The following is a 19625-nucleotide window of genomic DNA, read 5'->3' on the forward strand; positions in this document are numbered from 1 at the left end:
CCCGCCGGCACGGCCGCCGCGGGCCGGGTCAGCGGGCTTGCTGGCCCGCGTCGGCGAGTTCGTCGGAGACATCGCCGCCCTGGCGCAGCATGATGGCAAGCTGCTTGCGGTCAAGTTCGCGTTCCCAGGCCGACACCACCACCGTGGCCACACCGTTGCCGATGATATTGGTCAGCGCACGGCATTCGCTCATGAAGCGGTCGATGCCCAGGATCAGCACCATGCCGGCCACCGGGATGTCGGGCACCACTGCCAGCGTGGCGGCCAGCGTGATGAAGCCCGAGCCGGTCACGCCGCTGGCGCCCTTGGAGGTGATCATCGCCACCGCCAGGATGGTGAGCTGTTGCGTGATGGTCAGGTCGATGCCAGTGGCCTGCGCGATGAACAGCACGGCCAGGGTCATGTAGATGTTGGTGCCATCCAGGTTGAAGGAATAGCCGGTGGGCACCACCAGGCCGACCACCGACTTGGAGCAGCCGAGCTTTTCCAGCTTTTCCATCAGGTGGGGCAGCGCCGCCTCCGAGGAGCTGGTACCCAACACGATCAGCAGTTCTTCCTTGATGTAGCCGACGAAGCGGATGATGGAAAAGCCGGTGATACGCGCCACGGTGCCAAGCACCACCAGCACGAAGATGATGGCGGTGAAGTAGAAGGTGCCGATCAGCTTGAGCAGCGGCACCAGCGAGCCCAGGCCGTACTTGCCGATGGTGAAGGCCATCGCACCGAAGGCGCCCAGCGGGGCGACCTTGGTGATCACGTGGACGATGTGGAAGAAGACCTTGGAGACCTGTTCCACCAGATCGAACACGATGCGCGAACGCTCACCCATGGCGGCCAGCGCGGAGCCGAAGAACAGCGAGACCAGCAGGATCTGCAGGATGTCGCCGTTGGCGAAGGCGCTGAAGATGGTGTCCGGGATGATGTGCATCAGGAACTCGACCGTGCTCGCGCCGTGCGCCTTCGACACGTACTGCGAGATCGACTTGGTATCGAGCGTGGCGGGGTCGATGTTGAAGCCCGAGCCCGGATGCAGCAGGTGGGCGGCGCCCAGGCCGATCAGCAGCGCGAAGGTGGAGATCACCTCGAAGTACAGCAGCGCCTTGCCGCCGACCCGGCCGACCTTCTTCATGTCGCGCATGCCGGCGATGCCCGACACCACGGTACAGAAGATGATCGGCCCGATGATCATCTTGATCAGCTTGATGAAGGCGTCCCCGAGCGGCTTCATCTCGATGCCGGTCTGCGGCCAGAAATGTCCTAGCACGATGCCGACCAGAATGGCGAACAGCACCTGTACATACAGGATCTTGTAAAAGGGTTTCCTCATGATGTCGTCCTCGGTTTTTTGGACCGCGCGAAATGGCCGCGCCGGCCGCACGCGCCGTTGCGGTTGCGGCGCTGCTGGAATAAGCATTGCAACGTGCGTGCCAGCCTGCGCCTGCCGCGCAAACCGTTGATTTGTAAGAAAATCTTGAAGACTCCGCCTAAGGCGGGCTCCGACTTTCCGGAAATCCGGAAATCCGCAATCCGGATTTTCGGAGTACCGAATCGGAATCGAGTGAGCATCGAGTGCCCCTTTCGCTACCTCGCGGCATCGGCACTGCGTCCGATACGTCACCGCGCCGTGGCGGTTCCCCGGATGCGGTGCGCAAGCGTCCCGGCAGACCGCATCGCGGCCCCGGGGCGGCCCGCGCCACGCCGTATAATTCCGAGCTTCCACACCAACCATCGGCCACGCATCGCGGCGGCGCAGCGCCCCGCATGCCACAGCACGCATGAGCAGCTTCTACAAACACCACGTCTTCTTCTGCCTGAACGAACGCGCGCCGGGCGAGGCCTGCTGCGCCACGCACAATGCCAAGGCCATGCAGGAATACGCCAAGAAGCGCTGCAAGGAACTCGGCATCGCCGGCGGCGAAGGCCGCGTGCGCATCAACAAGGCCGGCTGCCTGAACCGCTGTGAACTCGGGCCGGTGCTGGTGGTCTACCCCGAGGCCGTCTGGTACACCTTTGTCGACGAGCAGGACATCGATGAGATCATCGACAGCCATCTGGTGCACGGCAAGCCGGTCGAGCGCTTGATGGTCGATCGCTGAAGCCGGGCGGCGGCGCACCGCCGGCCATGCCAACCGATCCACACCGCTTGACGCAACGCCAACTCGCTACGCCTGTCCCTGCCTCTATGAACGCGCATACCCAGGTTCTCTCCATCACCGGCCCCGTCGGCACGATCGACCTGTCCGTCGACCTGCCCCAAGGCGAATCGCCGCGCGGGCTCGCGCTGGTGGCCCACCCGCACCCGCTGTTCGGCGGCACCAAGGACAACAAGGTGGCGCAGACGCTGGCGCGCAGCTTCGTGCAGCTCGGCTACGCCGCCGTGCGCCCGAACTTCCGGGGCGTGGGCAGCAGCGCCGGCACGCATGACAACGGCGTTGGCGAGCAGGACGACCTGCTCGCCGTGATCGCCTGGATGCGCACGCAGACGGCCTGGTCGCCGCAGGCAGCCACGCTGCCGCTTGCGCTGGGCGGCTTTTCCTTCGGCAGCTATGTGGCAAGCCACGTCGCGCGCCGCATGGCCGAGGCCGGCACGCCGGCGCAGCGCCTGGTGATGGTGGGCACGGCAGCCAGCCGCTGGGAAGTGGCGCCGGTGCCCGCCGACACCATCGTGATCCACGGCGAGCAGGACGACACGGTGCCGCTGGGCAGCGTATTCGACTGGGCCCGCCCGCAGGAGCTGCCCGTCATCGTGATCCCCGGCGCCGATCACTTCTTTCACCGCAAGCTGCACCTGATCAAGCAGCTCGTCGTCAATGCATGGGAGCGGTGACGCCGGCGCGGCCCACTTCCCGAGCGATCTTCTTTTGTCGGAAACTCAAATATGCTGAATAGAGCCACGCCGCTTCTCGCGTCTGCCATCGCCCCCGCCGCCCTCGTGGTCGGCGCAGCCCTTGCCGCCGCGCCCGTCGCGGTGCGCGCCCAGGGCGTGCCCGTGCCGCAGGTGGCCGCCAAGGCATGGATGCTGTACGACGTCACCAGCGGCCAGGCGCTGGCCTCGCAGAATGCCGACGCGCGCGTCGAGCCGGCTTCGCTGACCAAGCTGATGACGGCCTACCTGGTGTTCGAGGCACTGAAGGAAAAGCGCCTGGCCATCGACCAGACCGTGGTGCCGACCAACCTGGTGCTGAAGGTCAAGAGCGATGAGTCGCGCATGTTCATCGAGCCGAACAAGCCGGTCAGCGTGCGCGACCTGCTGCTCGGCCTGATCGTGCAGTCGGGCAACGACGCCGCGCTGGCGCTGGCCGAGGTGACCGGCGGCTCGGAAGAAGGCTTCGTGGCGATGATGAACCGCGAAGCGCAGCGTATGGGGATGAAGAACACCCACTTCGCCAACACCGACGGCATCCCCGACCCGAACCACTACACCACCGCTGCCGACCTGGCGACGCTGACCTCGCGCCTGATCAAGGAATTCCCCGAGTACTACGCCATGTACTCGCAGAAGGAGTTCACCTATAACAAGATCAGGCAGCCCAACCGCAACCGCCTGCTGTACATCGATCCGACCGTCGACGGCTTGAAGACCGGCCACACCAAGTCGGCCGGCTACTGCCTGATCTCGTCGGCCAAGCGGCCGCTGGCCAATGTGCCGGACGGGTCGCGCCGCCTGGTCTCGATCGTGATCGGCACCGCCACCGACCAGACCCGCACGCAGGAAAGCCTGAAGATCCTCAACTACGGCTTCCAGTTCTTCGACACGCTGCGGCTCTACGACAAGGGCCAGGTGCTGGCCACCCCCGACATCTACAAGGGCAAGAGCAGCACCATCAAGATCGGCGTGCAGAACGAGACCTTCGTCACCGTGCCCAAGGGCGCGGGCAGCCGCCTGAAGCCGGTCCTCGAGCGGCAGGAACTGCTGGTCGCCCCGATCACCGCGGGCCAGCAGGTCGGCACGGTCAAGCTGATGGACGGCGCCAACAAGGTGGCCGAATTCCCCGTGGTGGCGCTGGAGGAGGTGCCCGAAGCCGGCTTCTTCGGCCGTCTGTGGGACACCATCCGCCTGTGGTTCAAGCGCAAGTAAGCTGGAGGTAATGGCATGACATCCGACCAATCCGGTGGCGGCAAGCCCGGCGGCCCCGCGCAACAGGAGTCGCTGATCGAGTACCCCTGCCACTTCCCCATCAAGATCATGGGAGTGATGCAGGACGACTTCGCCGAGACCATCGTGGCTGTGGTGCAGGACTTCGACCCCGATTTCCATTCGGGCAAGATGGAAATGCGCCCGTCGCGCAACGGCAACTACCTCGGCCTGACCGCCACGGTCTGGGTAACCAGCCGCGAGCAGCTCGACGACCTGTACCGCGCGCTGACCTCGCACCCGATGGTGAAGATCGTGCTGTAAGGCAACACGCAGGCAGCACGCCGGCGCCGCGGCACGCATTCCTGCGGCGGCGGCCGGCGCCCTCTTCTTTCCCGGCCCTGCCCGCGCCCATGCGGGCAGGGCCTTTCTGTCCGGCGCCGCCGGCCCTGAACGCAAACCACGCAAACCAGGCCCGAGCCCCGCACCCGCGCGAGGCCGGCCCTCCCCGCCCCTCCCGATGAACATCCTCACCCTCAAGCCCGGCAAGGAAAAGTCCCTGCTGCGCCGCCACCCGTGGGTCTACGCCACTGGCATCGCCTCCACCGAAGGGCGCTGCGAAGCGGGCGCCACCGTCATCATCCGCGCGGCCGACGGCCGCTTCCTGGCCAAGGGCGCGTACAGCCCCGAGTCGCAGATCCGCGCGCGCGTGTGGACTTTCGACGAGAACGAGCCGGTCGACCACGCCATGTTCAAGCGCCGCGTGGCCGCGGCCGTGGCGCACCGCCGGCAGTGGGTGAAGGACACCGACGCGGTCAGGCTGATCTTCGGTGAGGCCGACCGCCTGCCCGGCCTGATCGTCGACTACTACGGCAGCGGCGAGCGCGGCCAGCTCGTCTGCCAGTTCAACGCCGCCGGCGTCGAGCAGTGGAAGACCGCGCTGGTGCAGGCGCTGGTCAAGGAAACCGGCTGCCCCAACGTCTACGAACGCTCCGACGCGGCCGTGCGCGAACGAGAAGGCCTGCCGCTGATCACCGGCGTGCTCGCCGGTGCCGAGCCCGATCCGGCGCTCTCCGTCACCGAGCACGGCGTGCGTTACTACGTGGATGTGCGCAACGGCCACAAGACCGGCTTCTATGTCGACCAGCGCGACAACCGCCGCCTGGTGGGCGACCTGGCCCAGGGCCGCGAGGTGCTCAACTGCTTCTGCTACACCGGCGGCTTCTCGCTGGCCGCGCTGCGCGGCGGCGCGGCCTCGGTCACCTCGATCGACTCCTCCGGCGACGCCCTGAAGATCGCCGAGGGCAATGTGGCCCTCAACGGCTTCGACCCGGAGCGCGCCACCTGGATGGACGCGGACGTCTTCAAGTCGCTGCGCCAGTTCCGCACCGAGGGCCGGCAGTTCGACCTGATCGTGCTTGATCCGCCCAAGTTCGCGCCCTCGTCCCAGCACATCGACCGCGCCGCGCGCGCCTACAAGGAGATCAACCTGGTCGGCATGCAGTTGCTGCGTCCGGGCGGCCTGCTGTTCACCTACTCCTGCTCGGGTGCGATCAGCATGGAGCTGTTCCAGAAGATCGTGGCCGGCGCCGCCACCGACGCGCGCGCCGATGCACGCATCCTGCGCCGCCTGTCCGCTGGCACCGATCACCCGATGCTGGCTGCCTTCCCCGAAGGCGAGTATCTGAAGGGGCTGCTGCTGGAGAAGGTGTAGGAACCGGCGTGGGAGGGGAAGGCTGCCGCTGTCGCGGCGGTGTCATATTGCGGCGCTACAGTACGTTCCAGAGAGAGCGGCATTGGCAGGTGTCCTCCTTCTCTTCCTATCAGTCTTCGTGGTCATTGCCCCGCGGTGTCGCGGGGCATTTTTTTTGTTCTGTTTCACCCACGAGGTGATTGCAAGAGTGACACTCCAGGTCGACCACTTTGCGTTTCACTCGCGAGGCGTTTGCAGTAGCGCCCACGCTTCAAGCCGGGGCCACTTCCCTGCAATGAAACCAGCGCCGCTAGGTAGATAGCGGCCATCTGCCCCGGTAACGGCAGATGGTCGAACTACCATTGCCGCCCGCCATCACGGGCAAAGCAATACAAGTCAGGACGGCTGCAAGGACGTAGCCAGTAGCAACGCGACCGGCAGGATCCAGCAGAGCCGACACGCCCACCACAGCTGGCAATAACCCAAGCGAGCCTTATTGCTCTGCCCCCGGCAGGGTCTGCTTTCTTTTCGTTAGTTTTCTTTGCAGAACGCAAAGAAAAGTGACCGGCAGCCCCCGAAGGGGGATGTCGTACGGTCGTTGGGTGCAACCGCCAACGCCGCCCCAAAAAACGCGACACCACGAGCAATCCAACGACAGCGATGTGCAAGCGCATCAGCACATGCCAGCGCCTGCCCTCTCCCCCGGCCCCTCTCCCGCAAGCGGGAGAGGGGAGAAAACCGGCGCGGCGCGAGACGCAGAGCACCAGCCGAAGCCGACAAAATGCGCCAACGCCGATCCCATGCCCCCACCCTCCCCCCACCAAAAACTCCCTATAATCGAACGATCGTTCAAATAGATAGAGGGACACCACGCATCCCTCCCATGGTCCAGGAGACACCCATGCCCGCCGCCAAGCAACTGCCCCCGGCCCTGCAGAATCTGGCCCTGCCCGTCATCGCCTCGCCGATGTTCATCGTCAGCTACCCCGAGCTGGTGCTGGCGCAATGCAAGGCCGGCATCGTCGGCTCCTTCCCTGCATTGAACGCGCGCCCTGCCGAGCTGCTCGACGAATGGCTGACGCAGATGCAGCAGGACCTGGCGGACTTCCGCGCGGCCAACCCCGGCGCCACGGTTGGCCCGATCGCGGTCAACCAGATCGTGCACGCGTCCAACGCGCGCCTGGAGCAGGATGTGCGCGTCTGCGTGGAGCACAAGGTGCCGATCTTCATCACCTCGCTGCGTGCGCCGGTCAAGGAGATGATCGATGCGGTGCATAGCTACGGCGGCATCGTGCTGCACGACGTCATCAGCCTGCGCCATGCCGAGAAGGCGATCGAGGCGGGCGTGGACGGCCTGATCCTGGTGGCGGCGGGCGCCGGCGGACATGCCGGCACGCTGTCGCCGTTCGCGCTGGTGGGTGAGGTGCGCCGGATCTTCGACGGCGTGATCGCGCTGTCCGGCTCCATCGCCACCGGCGACGCTGTGCTGGCCGCGCAGGCCATGGGTGCCGATTTCGCCTACGTGGGCACGCGCTTCATCGCCTCGCAGGAGGCGCACGCGAGCGAGCAGTACAAGCGCTCGATCACCGAGTCCGCCGCCGCCGACATCATCTACACCAACCTGTTCACCGGCGTGCACGGCAACTACATCCGCGAGAGCATCGAGAACGCGGGGCTGGACCCGCAGAACCTGCCGGAGGCCGACAAGTCCAAGATGGACTTTTCCAGCGGCACGTCGAAGGCCAAGGCCTGGAAGGACATCTGGGGCGCCGGCCAGGGCGTGGGCCAGATCGGCGACATCCCCAGCGCGGGTGAGATCGTGGCGCGCATGAAGGCCGAGTACGACTCTGCCAAGGCTCGCCTGGGCATCGTACGCTGAGCCACGTTCGAGGCGCCGCGCCGCCGCCGTCAGCAGGCAGGTGCGGCGGCTGCCGACACGGCCTCACGGCCTCACAGCGGCGCCGGCCCCGATCAATCGTAGCTGCGCGCGTCCTCGATCAGGCGTCCATCCTGCGGCAGGCTCTGCGCCGCCACGAAGCGCACCTCGCCGCGCAGGCGCGTGATGTCGCGCAGCGAGACGGCCACGGCTTCGGCCAGCGCTGCGTCCTGCGCCTCGGCATCGCAATGCAGGGTCATCGCATCTTCGCCTGTGCTCCCCGTCACCACCAGGCGCGCGGCGCGCAATTCCGGATGGCGCCGCATGATCTCCGCCACTTGGCCGGGATGCACGAACATGCCCTTGACCTTGGCAGCCTGGTCGGCCCGCCCCAGCCAGCCCTTGAGGCGGATATTGGTGCGCCCGCAGGGGCTCGCCTGGCGGCCCGACCCGCGCACCACCGCCGACAGGTCGCCGGTGCCGAAACGCAGCAGCGGATAGTCGCCGTTGCCCAGCACCGTCACCACCACCTCGCCGGTCTCACCCTCGGGCATCGGCCGCGTGCCACCCGGCTCGACGATCTCGACCAGCACACCCTCATCCACCACCCAGCCGTCGGCGTCCTCGCTCTCATAGGCGATCAGGCCGACGTCGGCGGTGCCGTACATCTGCCGCACCTGGACGCCGCGCGCGGCGAACCAGCCGCGCAGCGACGGCGGCAGCGCCTCGCCCGACACCAGTGCCTTGGTCAGGCTCGCGCAGGGACGGCCCAGCTCGTCTGCACGCTCCAGCAGGATCTTCAGGAAAGACGGCGTCCCCGCATAAGCCTGCGGCCGCAGGTCTGCCAACGCCTCGACCTGCGATTCCGTCTGGCCCACGCCGGCCGGAAAGACACAGCAGCCGAGCCGGTGCGCGCCCGACTCCATCATCATGCCCGCCGGGGTGAAATGGTAGGAGAAGGTGTTGTAGACCAGATCCCCCGCACGAAAGCCCGCCGCGAACATCGCCCGCCCCACGCGCCACCAGTCTTCCCCATGCCCAGCCGGCTCATGGATGGGCCCCGGGGAGCGGAACACATGGCGCAAGCCGCCCAGCGGCGTCGCGTTGAGGCCGCCCAGCGGTGCCAGCGCGGCCTGGCGCGCAGTCAGATCGGACTTGCGCGTCACCGGCAGCGCCGCCAGCGCCTCGCGCGAAACCACGGCCCGCGCGTCCACCCCTTGCAGCGCCTCGGCAAAGTAAGGCGCATGCGCCTGGGCATGCGCCACCTGGCGCGACAAGGCAGCGAGCAAAGCCTGCTCGCGCAGCTCGGGATCGCGCGTTTCCAGCGAATCGAAATGTTCTGGCATGTGCAGTAAGTCGAAGCAATAGAAGGCCCGGCCCGCCTGCGGCAGACGGGGCGCAATGATGGAATCCGATGACGGCTCCGAGAAGGGGCGAGAGGCCGTAGCGAGCGGGTCGTGGCGGGCCCGAGAAGCGCAGCCGTACATCGGTACGGCGAGCATCGCAGGGCTCGCCACGGCCCGCGCAGTAGGCCTATCGCCCCTTCTCAGGCGAGCCAGCGTTTGCGGCGGCGGTAACTCTTCACGTCCCGGAACGACTGCCGCGCTCCTTCCTCCGCGTCGCCGCCGGCCATGCCGAGGTAGAACTCCTTGACGTCCTCGTTGTCGCGCAGCGCGTCGGCCGTGCCGTCCATCACCACGCGGCCGTTCTCGAGGATGTAGCCGTAGTCGGCATGGCGCAGCGCCACCATGGTGTTCTGCTCGGCCAGCAGGAAGCTGACGCGCTCGCGCAGGTTCAGGTCGCGCACGATCTCGAAGATCTCTTCGACGATCTGCGGGGCCAGCCCCATCGACGGCTCGTCGAGCAGGATCATGCCGGGCTTGGCCATCATGGCCCGCCCGATCGCGCACATCTGCTGCTCGCCGCCGGAGGTGTAGCCCGCCTGCGAGCGCCGGCGCGTCTTCAGCCGCGGGAAGTAGGCATAGACCTTCTCCAGTTCCTCGCGCGTCTGGCTGCGCGACAGGCCGCGCGTGTAGGCGCCGGTCAGCAGGTTCTCTTCGATGCTCAGGTGCGAGAAGCAGTGCCGCCCCTCCATCACCTGGACTACGCCGCGCTGCACCAGCTCGGCCGCCGCCAGCCGCTCGATGCGCTCGCCGCGATAGCAGATATGGCCCTTGGTGACGTCGCCGCGCTCGGCACGCAGCAGGCTGGAGATGGCGCGCAGCGTGGTGGTCTTGCCGGCGCCGTTGGCGCCCAGCAGCGCGACGATGCTGCCCTCGGGCACCTGCAGCGAAACGCCCTTGAGCACCAGGATCACGTGGTTGTAGATCACCTCGATGCCGTTGACGTCGAGCAGCGGTGCGCCCGCGCCGGCGGCCTGTGTGGTGTCCTGGGTATAGGAAGCAATGGTCATGGCATGTCCTGCGGCAGGAAAAGCCGGCTCCGCGAGGGAGCCGGCGGCCGTTTCACATCAGGCGCCGCAGCTGCGGACCTTGACGTTCTTCTCCTTGGCGTACTTCGCGGCGGCTTCCTTGACCATCGGATCCAGCAGCGACTTGTCTGCCTGGTACCAGTCGGAGGCCACCTTGAACTTGGCGCCGTCCCACTGCACGATGCGCGCCCAGTCGTCGCCCTTGTGGTTGGCGCAGGAAGTCTTGACCGGCCGCATGATCTTGCCGAAGCCGAGCTGGTCCAGGCGCGCCTGGGTCAGGTTCAGGTTCTCGAAGCCCCAGCGCACCTGCTCGGGCGTCATCGCCTTGCCCTTGCCGAACTTCTCCTGCGCGGTGCGGATGGCCTCCACCTGCAGCATCGAGATCATCATGCCGCGCGTATGCGCGATGGTGCCCAGCGCGCCGCCCGACTTGTCGCTGCCCTGGCCCTTGTCGTAGACGTACTTCTTCAGCTCGTCGTAGACCTTGTCGTGCTCGGCGCCGCTGTTGTGCACGGTGATGGCGTTGTACCCCTTGGCCACATCCCCCAGGTCCTTGACGTCGCCCTCCGAGCCCGCCCACCAGATCGCGTACATCTTGTCGCGCGGGTAGCCGCTGGCCTGCGCCTCGCGGATGGCGGTGGGCGTCATGATGCCGGCGCTCCACAGCAGCACGTAGGACGGGCGCGCCTGGCGGATCTGCAGCCAGGTGGACTTCTGCTCCACGCCGGGCGCGGTCACCGGATAGAGCAGCAGCTCGAAGCCTTCCTTGGCCGCGCGCTTCTGCAGCAGCGGGATCGGCTCCTTGCCATAGGGCGAGTCATGGTAGACCAGCGCGATCTTCTTGCCCTTGAGCTTGGCGAGCCCGCCTTCCTTCTTGGCGATGTCCTGGATCATCACGTCGGCGGCGGTCCAGTAGGTGCCCAGCAGCGGGAAGTTCCACTCGAACACACTGCCGTCCACCGACTGCGACAGGCCGTAGCCCATCGTTTCCACCGGCACCTTGTCCACCATCGCCTTGTCGCTGACCGCGAAGGTGATGCCGGTGGACTGCGTGTCGAAGCCCGAGGCGCCCACGCCCTTGGACTTCAGCCGCTCGTAGCACTCCACGCCGCGGTCCGTGGCATACGCGGTCTCGCACTCTTCGTAGGCGATCTTGACGCCGTTGATGCCGCCGTCGCGCTCGTTGACGAGCCTGAGGTAATCCAGCTTGCCGTCGGCCCAGGGAATGCCCAGCGGCGCGAACGAGCCGGTGCGGTACACCAGCAGCGGAACGAACTGTTCTTCCGCCGCCACTGCCGGCGCGACGGCTGCACCCAGCGCGCCGCCGAGGGCCACCATCGCGGCCGCCAACTTCAGGTTAAGACGCTTCATCTCCATTTGCCTCCTGCGCGGCGCCCGCGGGGCACCGGGTTGGCCCGGTCTTCAAGCCGGGTGAATGGCCCGGCGTGCGGCCGGGCGTGCGTAGCCGGGCGGCGAGCCGCCCGCGGTTCTTCGAATGCGCTCAGTACGGGAACGGCCAGATGCGCAGCTTCTCCTTACCGATGCTCCACAGCCGCGCCAGTCCGTGCGGCTCGACGATCAGGAAGAAGACGATCAGCGCACCGAACACCATGTGCTCGACGTGCGCGGCGGTATCCACCGACAGCGACAGCCCGAGCAGGTGCGGCACATTGGTCAGCACCACCGGCACCAGCACAATGAAGGCGGCGCCGAGGAAGCTGCCCAGGATGGAGCCCAGCCCGCCGATGATCACCATGAACAGCAGCTGGAAGGAGCGGTTCAGGTCGAAGGCGAGCGGCTCCCATGAGCCGAGATGGATGTAGCCCCACAGCGCGCCGGCCACGCCGACGATGAAGGAGCTGACGGCAAAGGCGGTGAGCTTGGCGTACATGGGTCGGATGCCGATCACGGCGGCCGCCACGTCCATGTCACGGATGGCCATCCACTGGCGGCCGATCGGACCACGTACGAGGTTCTTGGCGATCAGGCTGAACACCACCACCACCGCCAGCACGAACAGGTACTTCTGCTCGGCCGACTGCACCGGCATGCCGAAGAACGACAGCGGCGGCACCGACACGTTGCCCGACGAGGAATAGTTGGTGAAGAAGGGGATGCGCAGGAAGGCCCAGTCGACGAAGAACTGCGCGGCCAGCGTGGCCACCGCCAGGTAGAGGCCGCGGATGCGCAGGCTGGGGATGCCGAACACCACCCCCACCAGCGTGGCGAACACACCCCCGAGCAGGATCTGCGCGAGCAGCGGCATGCCGGGGAAGCGCACGCCGAAGTTCCACGCCGCGTAGGCGCCCACCGCCATGAAGGCGCCGGTGCCCATCGAGATCTGGCCGCAGTAGCCCACCAGGATGTTCAGCCCGAGCGCGGCGAGCGACAGGATCAGGAAGGGGATCAGGATGGCGCGCAGCAGGTAGTCGCTGCACAGCACCGGCACCGCGACGAAGGCGAGCGCCAGCAGCAGGCCGATGATGATGCGGTCCTGGCGGATCGGCAGGATCTGCTGGTCGGCCGCATAGCTGATCTTGAACTGGCCGTTTTCACGATAAAGCATGGCTTGTCTTCCTCACACGCGGTCGATGATCTTCTCGCCGAACAACCCCTGCGGCCGGAACAGCAGGAACGTCAGGGCCAGCACATAGGCGAACCAGATCTCGATGCCGCCGCCCACCAGCGCACCGAGGTACACCTCGGACAGCTTCTCGCCCACGCCGATGATCAGGCCGCCCAGGATGGCGCCCGGCACCGAAGTGAGGCCGCCCAGGATCACCACCGGCAGCGCGCGCAGCGCGGCGGTGGACAGGGTGAACTGCACGCCGAACTTGGAGCCCCAGACGATGCCGGCCACCAGCGCGACCAGCCCGGCCACGCACCAGACGATGACCCAGATGCGGTTGAGCGGGATGCCGATCGACTGGGCGGCCTGGTGGTCGTCCGCCACCGCGCGCAGCGCGCGGCCGGTGGCGGTGTACTGGAAGAACAGCGCCAGCGCCGCCACCAGCAGCGCGGCCACGACGGCTGCGGTCAGGTCCTCCAGGTTGATCAGCAGGCCGCCTTCGAACAGCGACTCCAGCACCATGGCCGGGTCCTTGGGCATGCCGACGTTGATCGAGTACACCGAGCTGCCGAACGCGATCTGGCCCAGGCCATCGAGGAAGTAGCTGATGCCAAGCGTCGCCATCAGCAGCGTGGTGCCCTCCTGGTTGACCAGGTGGCGCAGCACGCAGCGCTCGATCGCCACCGCCAGCAGGAACATCAGCAGCGCGCTGACGGCGAAGGCCAGCAGATTGGCCAGCAGCAGGCTCTCGAAGCCGAGCCAGCGCGGAATCCACTCGGAGAAGCGCGCCATCGACAGCGCGGCCACCAGCACCATCGCGCCCTGCGCGAAATTGAAGACGCCCGATGCCTTGAAGATCAGCACGAAGCCCAGGCCGACCAGGGCGTACATCATGCCGCTCATCAGGCCGCCGAACAGTGTTTCAAGAAAGAATCCCATGCCCGTTCACCCTTGTGCCTTCAGTGCGAGACGCCGAGGTAGGCGCGGATGACCTCCTCGTTGCTGCGCACATCATCCGGCGTGCCGTCGCCGATCTTCTTGCCGTAGTCGAGCACGACCACGCGGTCGGAGATATCCATCACCACCCCCATGTCGTGCTCGATCAGCACGATGGTGGTGCCGTACTCTCGGTTGACCTCCAGGATGAAGCGGCACATGTCCTGCTTCTCCTCGACGTTCATGCCCGCCATCGGCTCATCCAGCAGCAGCAGCGAAGGCTCCGCGGCCAGCGCGCGCGCCAGTTCCACGCGCTTCTGCAGGCCATAGGGCAGCCGCCCCACCGGCGTCTTGCGGATGGCCTGGATCTCGAGGAAGTCGATCACCTCCTCCACCTTGAGCCGGTGCTCCATTTCCTCATTGCGCGCCGGCCCCCACCACAGCGCGTTGGCGAACAGGCCGCTGCGCACCTTGGTGTTGCGCCCGGTCATGATGTTGTCGAGCACGGTCATGCCCTTGAACAACGCGATGTTCTGGAAGGTGCGCGCGATGCCCTGGCGCGCCGCCTCGGCAGGATGCATGCGGCGGCGCTCCTCGCCGCGGAACACGATGCGGCCTTCCTGCGGGTGGTAGACGCCGTTGATCACATTGAGCATCGAACTCTTGCCCGCGCCGTTCGGCCCGATGATGGCGCGGATCTCATGCTCGCGCACATCGAAGGAGATGTCGGTCAGCGCCTTGACGCCGCCGAAGGACAGCGAGATGCGCTGCAGATCGAGCATCACCTTGCCGCTGTCGCGCCCGCGCACCGGGCCGGCCACCTCACCGACCATCGTGCCGGCCATCGCGCCGGCGTCCGCTGGCTGCGCACCGCTCCATTCCGGCTGGCCATCCGGCTGCCGGGTCACGCCTTGCCATGCCATCTGATTCATCCTCCCGTCCCCGCTCATGCCGCACGCACCGCAGGCACCTGGCCGGCCGCGCTTCCTGCCGGATAGCACTGTGCGTCAACCAGTTTCAGCGAGGCCGAGACGCTGCCCTCGCGCCCGTCCTCGAACTTCACCCGCGTCTCGATGAACTGCTCCTGCTTGCCGGCATAGAGCGCATCGATCAGCGGCGCGTACTTGTCTGCGATAAAGCCGCGCCGCACCTTGCGCGTGCGCGTCAGCTCATCGTCATCCGGGTCCAGCTCCTTGTGCAGGATCAGGAAACGCGCCACCTGCGCACCGGCCAGCATCGGGTCGGCGGCCAGGTCGGCGTTCACCTGCGCCACGCACTCGGCGATCATCTCGATCACCTTCGGCTGGCCGGCCAGGTCGACGTAGCCCGCGTACGGCAGGTGGCGGCGCTCGGCCCAGTTGCCGACCGCCTCGAAGTCGATGTTGACGAAGACGCAGACGCTGTCGCGCCCGCTGCCGAAGGCCACCGCCTCCTTGATGTAGGGGAAGAACTTGAGCTTGTTCTCGATGTACTTGGGCGCGAACATCGCACCGTCGGCCAGCTTGCCGACATCCTTGGCGCGGTCGATGATCTTCAGGTGGCCGTCGGCGTCGATCACGCCGGCGTCGCCGGTCAGGAAGTAGCCCTCGTCATTGAGCGCCTCGCGCGTGGCGTCCGGCCGCTTGTAGTATTCCTTGAGCAGGCCCACGCCGCGCACCAGCACCTCGCCGTTGTCGGCGAGGCGGATCTCCATGCCCGGCGCGGCCGGCCCCACCGAGTCGAACTTGACCTTGCCGTCAGGCTGCAGGCAGACATAGGCGCAGGTCTCGGTCTGTCCGTAGAACTGCTTCAGGTTGACGCCGATCGAACGATAGAAGCGGAACAGGTCGGGACCGATCGCCTCGCCCGCGGTGTAGGCCACGCGCACGCGGCTCATGCCCAGCACGTTGCGCAAGGGCCCGTAGACCAGCAACTCGCCCAGCGCGTAGCGCGCGCGCTCCGCCAGCGGCACCGGCCGGCCGTCGAGGAGGTCGGCGCCGCAGCGGCGCGCCACCGCCATCGCCCAGTGGAAGAGCTTGCGCTTTGCCCAGCCCGCATCCTCCATGCGGATCATCACCTGGGTCAGCACGCCTTCGTAGACACGCGGCGGCGCGAAGTAATAGGTGGGGCCGATCTCGCGCAGGTCGGTGGTGACGGTATCGCGCGATTCCGGGCAGTTGACGGTGAAGCCCGTCACCAGCGCCTGCGCGTAGGAGAACAGGTTGTCGCCGACCCAGGCCATCGGCAGGTAGGACAGCACGTCGTCGCCGGCGCTCAGTCCGTCGAAGGCGCTGCCGAAGCGCGCGGCGCCGATCAGGCCGCGATGCGAATGGCAGACGCCCTTGGGCTTGCCGGTGGTGCCCGAGGTGTAGAGGATGATGGCGGTGTCGTCGGGATTGCCCGCCTGCACCGCCGCCTCGAAGAAGCCGGGATGGGCGCGGTCGTAGTCCCGCCCGATCTCGAGCAGGCGGTCATACGACATCAGCGAGGGATGATCGTAGTCGCGCAGGCCGCGCGCGTCTTCGTAGATCAGGTGGCGCACCGCACGGCCCTTCTGCGCGAGCTGGGCCTCGACCTCGAGCAGCTTGTCGACCTGCTCCTGGTCCTCGACCACGGCGAAGGCGATGTCCGCGTCTTCCAGCACGTAGACCATCTCGCCGGCGATCGCATCCTGGTACAGCGGCACCGGCACGCCGCCCAATGCCTGCGCCGCGGCCATGGCCCAGTACAGGCGCGGGCGGTTGTCGCCCACCACGGCCAGATTCATGCCGCGCGCGAAGCCGAGCGCGGCCAGCCCGCAGGCCAGCGCGCGCACCTGCTGCGCGGCCTGCTGCCAACTATAGGTTTGCCAGATGCCGAGATCCTTTTCGCGGTAAGCCGGATGAACCGGCCGCTGCTGGGCGTGCGCCAGCAGCAAGCGCGGAAAGGTCGTTGCCGACGATTCCTGCATCGCTGTCTCCTGTCCCTCCACCATGAGATGTCACGGCGGTGTCATGCGCGCTTCCGGTCGTTCGTTATACTGGGCGGTCCTGCATCGCAGCCCGTCTTCCGCAGCGCACCAAACGCCTCGAGTGTCTGTGTTTGCCCGCCTGCCGGCAGGCACACTTTCGTTGTGGCCGTAAGATAGTCGATGCCTACCCCCGCGGTTGTCACGCCGGTGACAATTCCGGGTTAATCCCTAGCGGAGTCCAATCCAGCCATGCTCAACGATTTTGTCGACCGCTGCGTGTGGGCAGCCGGCCTCAGCGAGGCCCAGCTCGAGCGCGTGCGGCGCGCCGTCTGCGTGCGCGAGTTCAGCCAGGGCGACTACGTCTGCCACAAGGGCGACATCGCCGAGCATTGGATGGGCGTGCTCGATGGCATCGTCAAGATCACCACGGTGTCGCCCTCGGGCAAGTCGGTCACCTTCACCGGCGTGCCTACCGGCGGCTGGTTCGGCGAAGGCGCGGTGCTCAAGTCGGAGATCCGCAAGTACGACGTGATGGCGCTGCGCGCCTCGCGCATCGCCTTCATGCCGCAGGAGACCTTCCACTGGCTGCTCGACACCAGCCTGCCCTTCTCGCGCTTCCTGCTGATGCAATTCAACGAACGCCTGGGCCAGTTCATTGCTGCGGTGGAATACGAGCGCCTGCTCGACATCGATTCACGCGTGGCGCGCGCGGTTTCCTCGCTGTTCAACGAGCACCTCTATCCGGGCCTGGGCACCACGCTGGAGATTTCGCAGGAAGAGATCGGCCTGCTGGCAGGCATCTCGCGCCAGCGCGCCAACCAGGCGTTGAAGGTGCTGGAGCAGCAGGGGCTGGTGCGGGTGGACTACGGCGTGGTGGAGGTGATGGACCTGGAGGGACTGCGGCAGTACGGCGAGTGACACGGTGACACGATGCTACGTCCGCGCAACCACGTCCGCGGAACCCTCCGGCGCCACGCGCATCGAAACAGCAGATCAAGAACGGAGTCAACCAATGACCTTGCACCCAATTTCCCGGATCGCTGCCTGGGCGGCATGCGCGGCCCTCGTCGGCATGGCCGGCATCGCGTCGGCAGCCGATCCCGCTCCCACTCCAGCTCCCGCCACGCCGCGGGTGTCCGCCGACAGCATCAAGATGTTCCCGGCCGCGAAGGCGGGACAGAAGCGCTATGTGATTGCGGTCCCCACCGAGGCGGTGGAGAGCGACTTCCGCGTCGAACTGATGGTGGGCAAGACGCTCCAGGTGGACTGCAACCAGCAATGGTTCATGGGCAACCTCACGGAGCAAACGGTGCAGGGCTGGGGCTACTCCTACTACCAGCTCGCCGACGTGAAGGGACCGGCGACCACCCTGATGGGCTGCCCTCCTGGGCAGGCCAAGCAGGACGCCTTCGTGCAGGTGCGCGGCGAAGGCTTCCTGCTGCGCTACAACAGCCGCCTGCCGATCGTCGTCTATGTGCCGGACGGCTTCGAGGTGCGCTACCGGCTGTGGCGTGCTTCGAACGAGGTGGCCTGGGCCACCGCGCAGTAGACGCAGTAGGCGGGCTGCGGTGCCGCACACCGCGCCCCATGGATCGCAGCAATGAAAACGGCCGCGGGATCGCTCCCGCGGCCGTTTTCATTGTGCAGCGGGGCCGCAGCCGCGCCGCAGGCAGGCGGCTTACTTGCTGTAGACGTACACGCCGCGGCCGGTCTTGCGGCCCAGGTAGCCCGCCGCCACCATCTCGCGCATCAGCATGGCGGGACGGTACTTCGGATCGGCGAACTCGGTGTACAGCACTTCCATCACGGCCAGCATGGTGTCCAGGCCAATCATGTCGGCCAGCGCCAGCGGCCCGATCGGGTGGTTGCAGCCCAGCTTCATGCCTTCGTCGATCTCCTCGGGCGAGGCCAGGCCTTCGCCCAGCACGCAGAAGGCCTCATTGATCATCGGGCACAGGATGCGGTTGACGACGAAGCCCGGGCTGTTCTTCACGGTGATCGGATACTTGCCCAGTGCCTTGGCCAGGGCTTCCACCTTGGCATGGGTGTCGTCGCTGGTCTGCAGGCCGCGGATCAGCTCGACCAGCGCCATCACCGGCACCGGGTTGAAGAAGTGCATGCCGATGAAGCGATCGGCGCGGCTGGTGGCGGCGGCCAGCTTGGTGATCGAGATCGAGGAGGTGTTCGAGGCGATGATCACCTCGGGGCCGACCATCGCGTCGATCTGCTTGAGGATCTTGAGCTTGAGATCGTAGTTCTCGGTGGCCGCCTCGATCACGATGTCCGTGGCCTTCAGGTCCTCATAGGCGGTGGAGCCCTTGATGCGTGCCAGCGCGGCGGCCTTGTCCGCCTCGCTGATCTTGTCCTTCTTGATCAGCCGGTCGAGGCTGCCGGCCACGGTGGCCACGCCCTTCTGCACTGCGGCGTCATTGATGTCGACCATCACCACGTTCAGGCCCACCACGGCACACGCCTGGGCGATGCCGTTGCCCATGGTGCCCGCACCCACGATGCCTACTGTCCTGATGCTCATCTCGTCTTCCTTCTCTTTTGGTTGCTATGTTTTGCTTGCTATGAATTGCTGCGGCCTGCCGTTCGCCATCGAGGGCGGGCGGTTGCCATGGCCGGCCCGATGCTGGCGCCGGCTACGGGCCCAGGCACGGAAATGACTACGAACGCTGCTCCGCCAGCGCGGCCATCACGCGCTCGGCATGCGCCTTGAGCACCGCGGGATCCTGCTTCTCGCCGGCGTGGCGGCGCAGCGGCTGGCCCTCGGTGCGCGGGATGACATGGAAGTGCACGTGCGGCACGGTCTGCCCGGCGGCGGCGCCGTTGAACTGCCCGATGAACAGCCCATCAGGCTGGAAGGCGTCGCGCACGGCGCGCGCCAGGCGCTGCGTGGTGCGAATGGCGGCCTGCGCTGCCTGCTCCGACAGGTCGAAGATCTCGGCGGCGGGCTCCTTGGGCAGCACCAGCAGATGGCCGTCGGCCTGCGGCATGATGTCCATGAAGGCCAGCGTCTCTTCGTCCTCGTACACCTTGATGCAGGGCAGTTCTCCGCGCAGGATTTTGGCGAAGACGTTGTTCGGATCGTACACGGCACTCCTGATTGCGTT

The 19625-nt window shown here is 66.8% G+C and carries 18 protein-coding genes; 8 read left to right on the forward strand and 10 right to left on the reverse strand.

All coding sequences use genetic code 11. The features are described 5' to 3' along the window. Positions 1 to 28: 28 nt before the first annotated feature. Entirely contained in the window at positions 29 to 1327 is a 1299-nt protein-coding gene (locus AC1Z3O_RS16480; RefSeq protein ID WP_483516773.1) for a dicarboxylate/amino acid:cation symporter, read from the reverse strand. Positions 1328 to 1775: 448 nt separating this feature from the next. On the opposite strand from AC1Z3O_RS16480, the gene AC1Z3O_RS16485 reads away from it, so the two are divergent. The 6 genes from AC1Z3O_RS16485 (at position 1776) to AC1Z3O_RS16510 (ending at position 7647) form a co-directional block, all read left to right on the forward strand. Next, positions 1776 to 2096, forward strand: coding sequence for a (2Fe-2S) ferredoxin domain-containing protein (locus tag AC1Z3O_RS16485; RefSeq protein WP_483516774.1), 321 nt, complete (start codon positions 1776 to 1778; stop codon positions 2094 to 2096). 86 nt (positions 2097 to 2182) lie between these two features. Continuing rightward, positions 2183 to 2827, forward strand: a complete 645-nt coding sequence (locus AC1Z3O_RS16490) for an alpha/beta hydrolase (RefSeq protein WP_483516775.1) — start codon at positions 2183 to 2185, stop codon at positions 2825 to 2827. Positions 2828 to 2878: 51 nt separating this feature from the next. Further along, positions 2879 to 4078 (forward strand): D-alanyl-D-alanine carboxypeptidase family protein, encoded by a 1200-nt coding sequence (locus tag AC1Z3O_RS16495; protein WP_483516776.1) that lies wholly within the window; start codon positions 2879 to 2881, stop codon positions 4076 to 4078. A 15-nt stretch (positions 4079 to 4093) separates the two neighbouring features. Next, positions 4094 to 4399 carry an HP0495 family protein gene (locus tag AC1Z3O_RS16500; RefSeq protein WP_483516777.1) on the forward strand — a complete coding sequence of 102 codons (306 nt, stop codon included), beginning with the start codon at positions 4094 to 4096 and terminating at the stop codon, positions 4397 to 4399. A gap of 196 nt (positions 4400 to 4595) precedes the next feature. Beyond that, the gene (locus tag AC1Z3O_RS16505) at positions 4596 to 5789 is read left to right on the forward strand and encodes a class I SAM-dependent rRNA methyltransferase (RefSeq protein WP_483516778.1); all 1194 of its coding nucleotides are present in this window, start codon (positions 4596 to 4598) and stop codon (positions 5787 to 5789) included. Between the two features lie 880 nt (positions 5790 to 6669). Beyond that, complete coding sequence (locus AC1Z3O_RS16510) at positions 6670 to 7647, forward strand: NAD(P)H-dependent flavin oxidoreductase (RefSeq protein WP_483516779.1); 978 nt, start codon at positions 6670 to 6672, stop codon at positions 7645 to 7647. Between the two features lie 92 nt (positions 7648 to 7739). Here AC1Z3O_RS16510 and AC1Z3O_RS16515 read toward each other — a convergent pair whose 3' ends face one another. The 7 genes from AC1Z3O_RS16515 to AC1Z3O_RS16545 all read right to left on the reverse strand — a co-directional run bounded on the left by AC1Z3O_RS16515 (position 7740) and on the right by AC1Z3O_RS16545 (position 16509). Continuing rightward, a complete protein-coding gene (locus AC1Z3O_RS16515; protein ID WP_483516780.1) occupies positions 7740 to 8990 on the reverse strand; it encodes a phenylacetate--CoA ligase family protein in 1251 nt (416 codons plus the stop codon). A 200-nt stretch (positions 8991 to 9190) separates the two neighbouring features. Continuing rightward, the gene (locus AC1Z3O_RS16520; protein WP_483516781.1) at positions 9191 to 10057 is read right to left on the reverse strand and encodes an ABC transporter ATP-binding protein; all 867 of its coding nucleotides are present in this window, start codon (positions 10055 to 10057) and stop codon (positions 9191 to 9193) included. Positions 10058 to 10114: 57 nt separating this feature from the next. Next, positions 10115 to 11452: an ABC transporter substrate-binding protein gene (locus tag AC1Z3O_RS16525; protein ID WP_483516782.1), complete on the reverse strand. Its 1338-nt coding sequence runs from the start codon at positions 11450 to 11452 to the stop codon at positions 10115 to 10117. Between the two features lie 124 nt (positions 11453 to 11576). After that, entirely contained in the window at positions 11577 to 12641 is a 1065-nt protein-coding gene (locus AC1Z3O_RS16530) for a branched-chain amino acid ABC transporter permease (RefSeq protein WP_483516783.1), read from the reverse strand. A gap of 12 nt (positions 12642 to 12653) precedes the next feature. Next, positions 12654 to 13583: a branched-chain amino acid ABC transporter permease gene (locus AC1Z3O_RS16535; protein ID WP_483516784.1), complete on the reverse strand. Its 930-nt coding sequence runs from the start codon at positions 13581 to 13583 to the stop codon at positions 12654 to 12656. 20 nt (positions 13584 to 13603) lie between these two features. Beyond that, positions 13604 to 14512, reverse strand: a complete 909-nt coding sequence (locus AC1Z3O_RS16540; protein WP_483516785.1) for an ABC transporter ATP-binding protein — start codon at positions 14510 to 14512, stop codon at positions 13604 to 13606. A gap of 14 nt (positions 14513 to 14526) precedes the next feature. Then, positions 14527 to 16509 carry an AMP-dependent synthetase/ligase gene (locus AC1Z3O_RS16545; protein WP_483516786.1) on the reverse strand — a complete coding sequence of 661 codons (1983 nt, stop codon included), beginning with the start codon at positions 16507 to 16509 and terminating at the stop codon, positions 14527 to 14529. 249 nt (positions 16510 to 16758) lie between these two features. On the opposite strand from AC1Z3O_RS16545, the gene AC1Z3O_RS16550 reads away from it, so the two are divergent. Together AC1Z3O_RS16550 and eco are read left to right on the forward strand one after the other, a co-directional pair. Next, complete coding sequence (locus AC1Z3O_RS16550; RefSeq protein WP_483516787.1) at positions 16759 to 17427, forward strand: Crp/Fnr family transcriptional regulator; 669 nt, start codon at positions 16759 to 16761, stop codon at positions 17425 to 17427. Positions 17428 to 17521: 94 nt separating this feature from the next. Beyond that, positions 17522 to 18058, forward strand: a complete 537-nt coding sequence (gene eco / locus AC1Z3O_RS16555) for a serine protease inhibitor ecotin (protein ID WP_483516788.1) — start codon at positions 17522 to 17524, stop codon at positions 18056 to 18058. Positions 18059 to 18187: 129 nt separating this feature from the next. Here the strand turns inward: eco and AC1Z3O_RS16560 are convergent, their stop codons facing one another. Next, positions 18188 to 19042, reverse strand: a complete 855-nt coding sequence (locus tag AC1Z3O_RS16560) for a 3-hydroxybutyryl-CoA dehydrogenase (RefSeq protein WP_483516789.1) — start codon at positions 19040 to 19042, stop codon at positions 18188 to 18190. A gap of 136 nt (positions 19043 to 19178) precedes the next feature. Beyond that, positions 19179 to 19619: an HIT family protein gene (locus AC1Z3O_RS16565; RefSeq protein ID WP_483517635.1), complete on the reverse strand. Its 441-nt coding sequence runs from the start codon at positions 19617 to 19619 to the stop codon at positions 19179 to 19181. Between the last annotated feature and the right edge of the window lie 6 nt (positions 19620 to 19625).

Source organism: Cupriavidus sp. 09_S30, assembly GCF_056930435.1.

Coding starts and splice junctions, on each gene's coding strand:
- AC1Z3O_RS16525 (WP_483516782.1), bottom strand. CDS start 11,452: ATGGAGATGAAGCGTCTTAACCTGAAGTTGGCGGCCGCGATGGTGGCC.
- AC1Z3O_RS16500 (WP_483516777.1), top strand. CDS start 4,094: ATGACATCCGACCAATCCGGTGGCGGCAAGCCCGGCGGCCCCGCGCAA.
- AC1Z3O_RS16490 (WP_483516775.1), top strand. CDS start 2,183: ATGAACGCGCATACCCAGGTTCTCTCCATCACCGGCCCCGTCGGCACG.
- AC1Z3O_RS16520 (WP_483516781.1), bottom strand. CDS start 10,057: ATGACCATTGCTTCCTATACCCAGGACACCACACAGGCCGCCGGCGCG.
- AC1Z3O_RS16510 (WP_483516779.1), top strand. CDS start 6,670: ATGCCCGCCGCCAAGCAACTGCCCCCGGCCCTGCAGAATCTGGCCCTG.
- AC1Z3O_RS16560 (WP_483516789.1), bottom strand. CDS start 19,042: ATGAGCATCAGGACAGTAGGCATCGTGGGTGCGGGCACCATGGGCAAC.
- AC1Z3O_RS16530 (WP_483516783.1), bottom strand. CDS start 12,641: ATGCTTTATCGTGAAAACGGCCAGTTCAAGATCAGCTATGCGGCCGAC.
- AC1Z3O_RS16515 (WP_483516780.1), bottom strand. CDS start 8,990: ATGCCAGAACATTTCGATTCGCTGGAAACGCGCGATCCCGAGCTGCGC.
- AC1Z3O_RS16485 (WP_483516774.1), top strand. CDS start 1,776: ATGAGCAGCTTCTACAAACACCACGTCTTCTTCTGCCTGAACGAACGC.
- AC1Z3O_RS16550 (WP_483516787.1), top strand. CDS start 16,759: ATGCTCAACGATTTTGTCGACCGCTGCGTGTGGGCAGCCGGCCTCAGC.
- AC1Z3O_RS16505 (WP_483516778.1), top strand. CDS start 4,596: ATGAACATCCTCACCCTCAAGCCCGGCAAGGAAAAGTCCCTGCTGCGC.
- AC1Z3O_RS16535 (WP_483516784.1), bottom strand. CDS start 13,583: ATGGGATTCTTTCTTGAAACACTGTTCGGCGGCCTGATGAGCGGCATG.
- AC1Z3O_RS16495 (WP_483516776.1), top strand. CDS start 2,879: ATGCTGAATAGAGCCACGCCGCTTCTCGCGTCTGCCATCGCCCCCGCC.
- eco (WP_483516788.1), top strand. CDS start 17,522: ATGACCTTGCACCCAATTTCCCGGATCGCTGCCTGGGCGGCATGCGCG.
- AC1Z3O_RS16545 (WP_483516786.1), bottom strand. CDS start 16,509: ATGCAGGAATCGTCGGCAACGACCTTTCCGCGCTTGCTGCTGGCGCAC.
- AC1Z3O_RS16480 (WP_483516773.1), bottom strand. CDS start 1,327: ATGAGGAAACCCTTTTACAAGATCCTGTATGTACAGGTGCTGTTCGCC.
- AC1Z3O_RS16540 (WP_483516785.1), bottom strand. CDS start 14,512: ATGAATCAGATGGCATGGCAAGGCGTGACCCGGCAGCCGGATGGCCAG.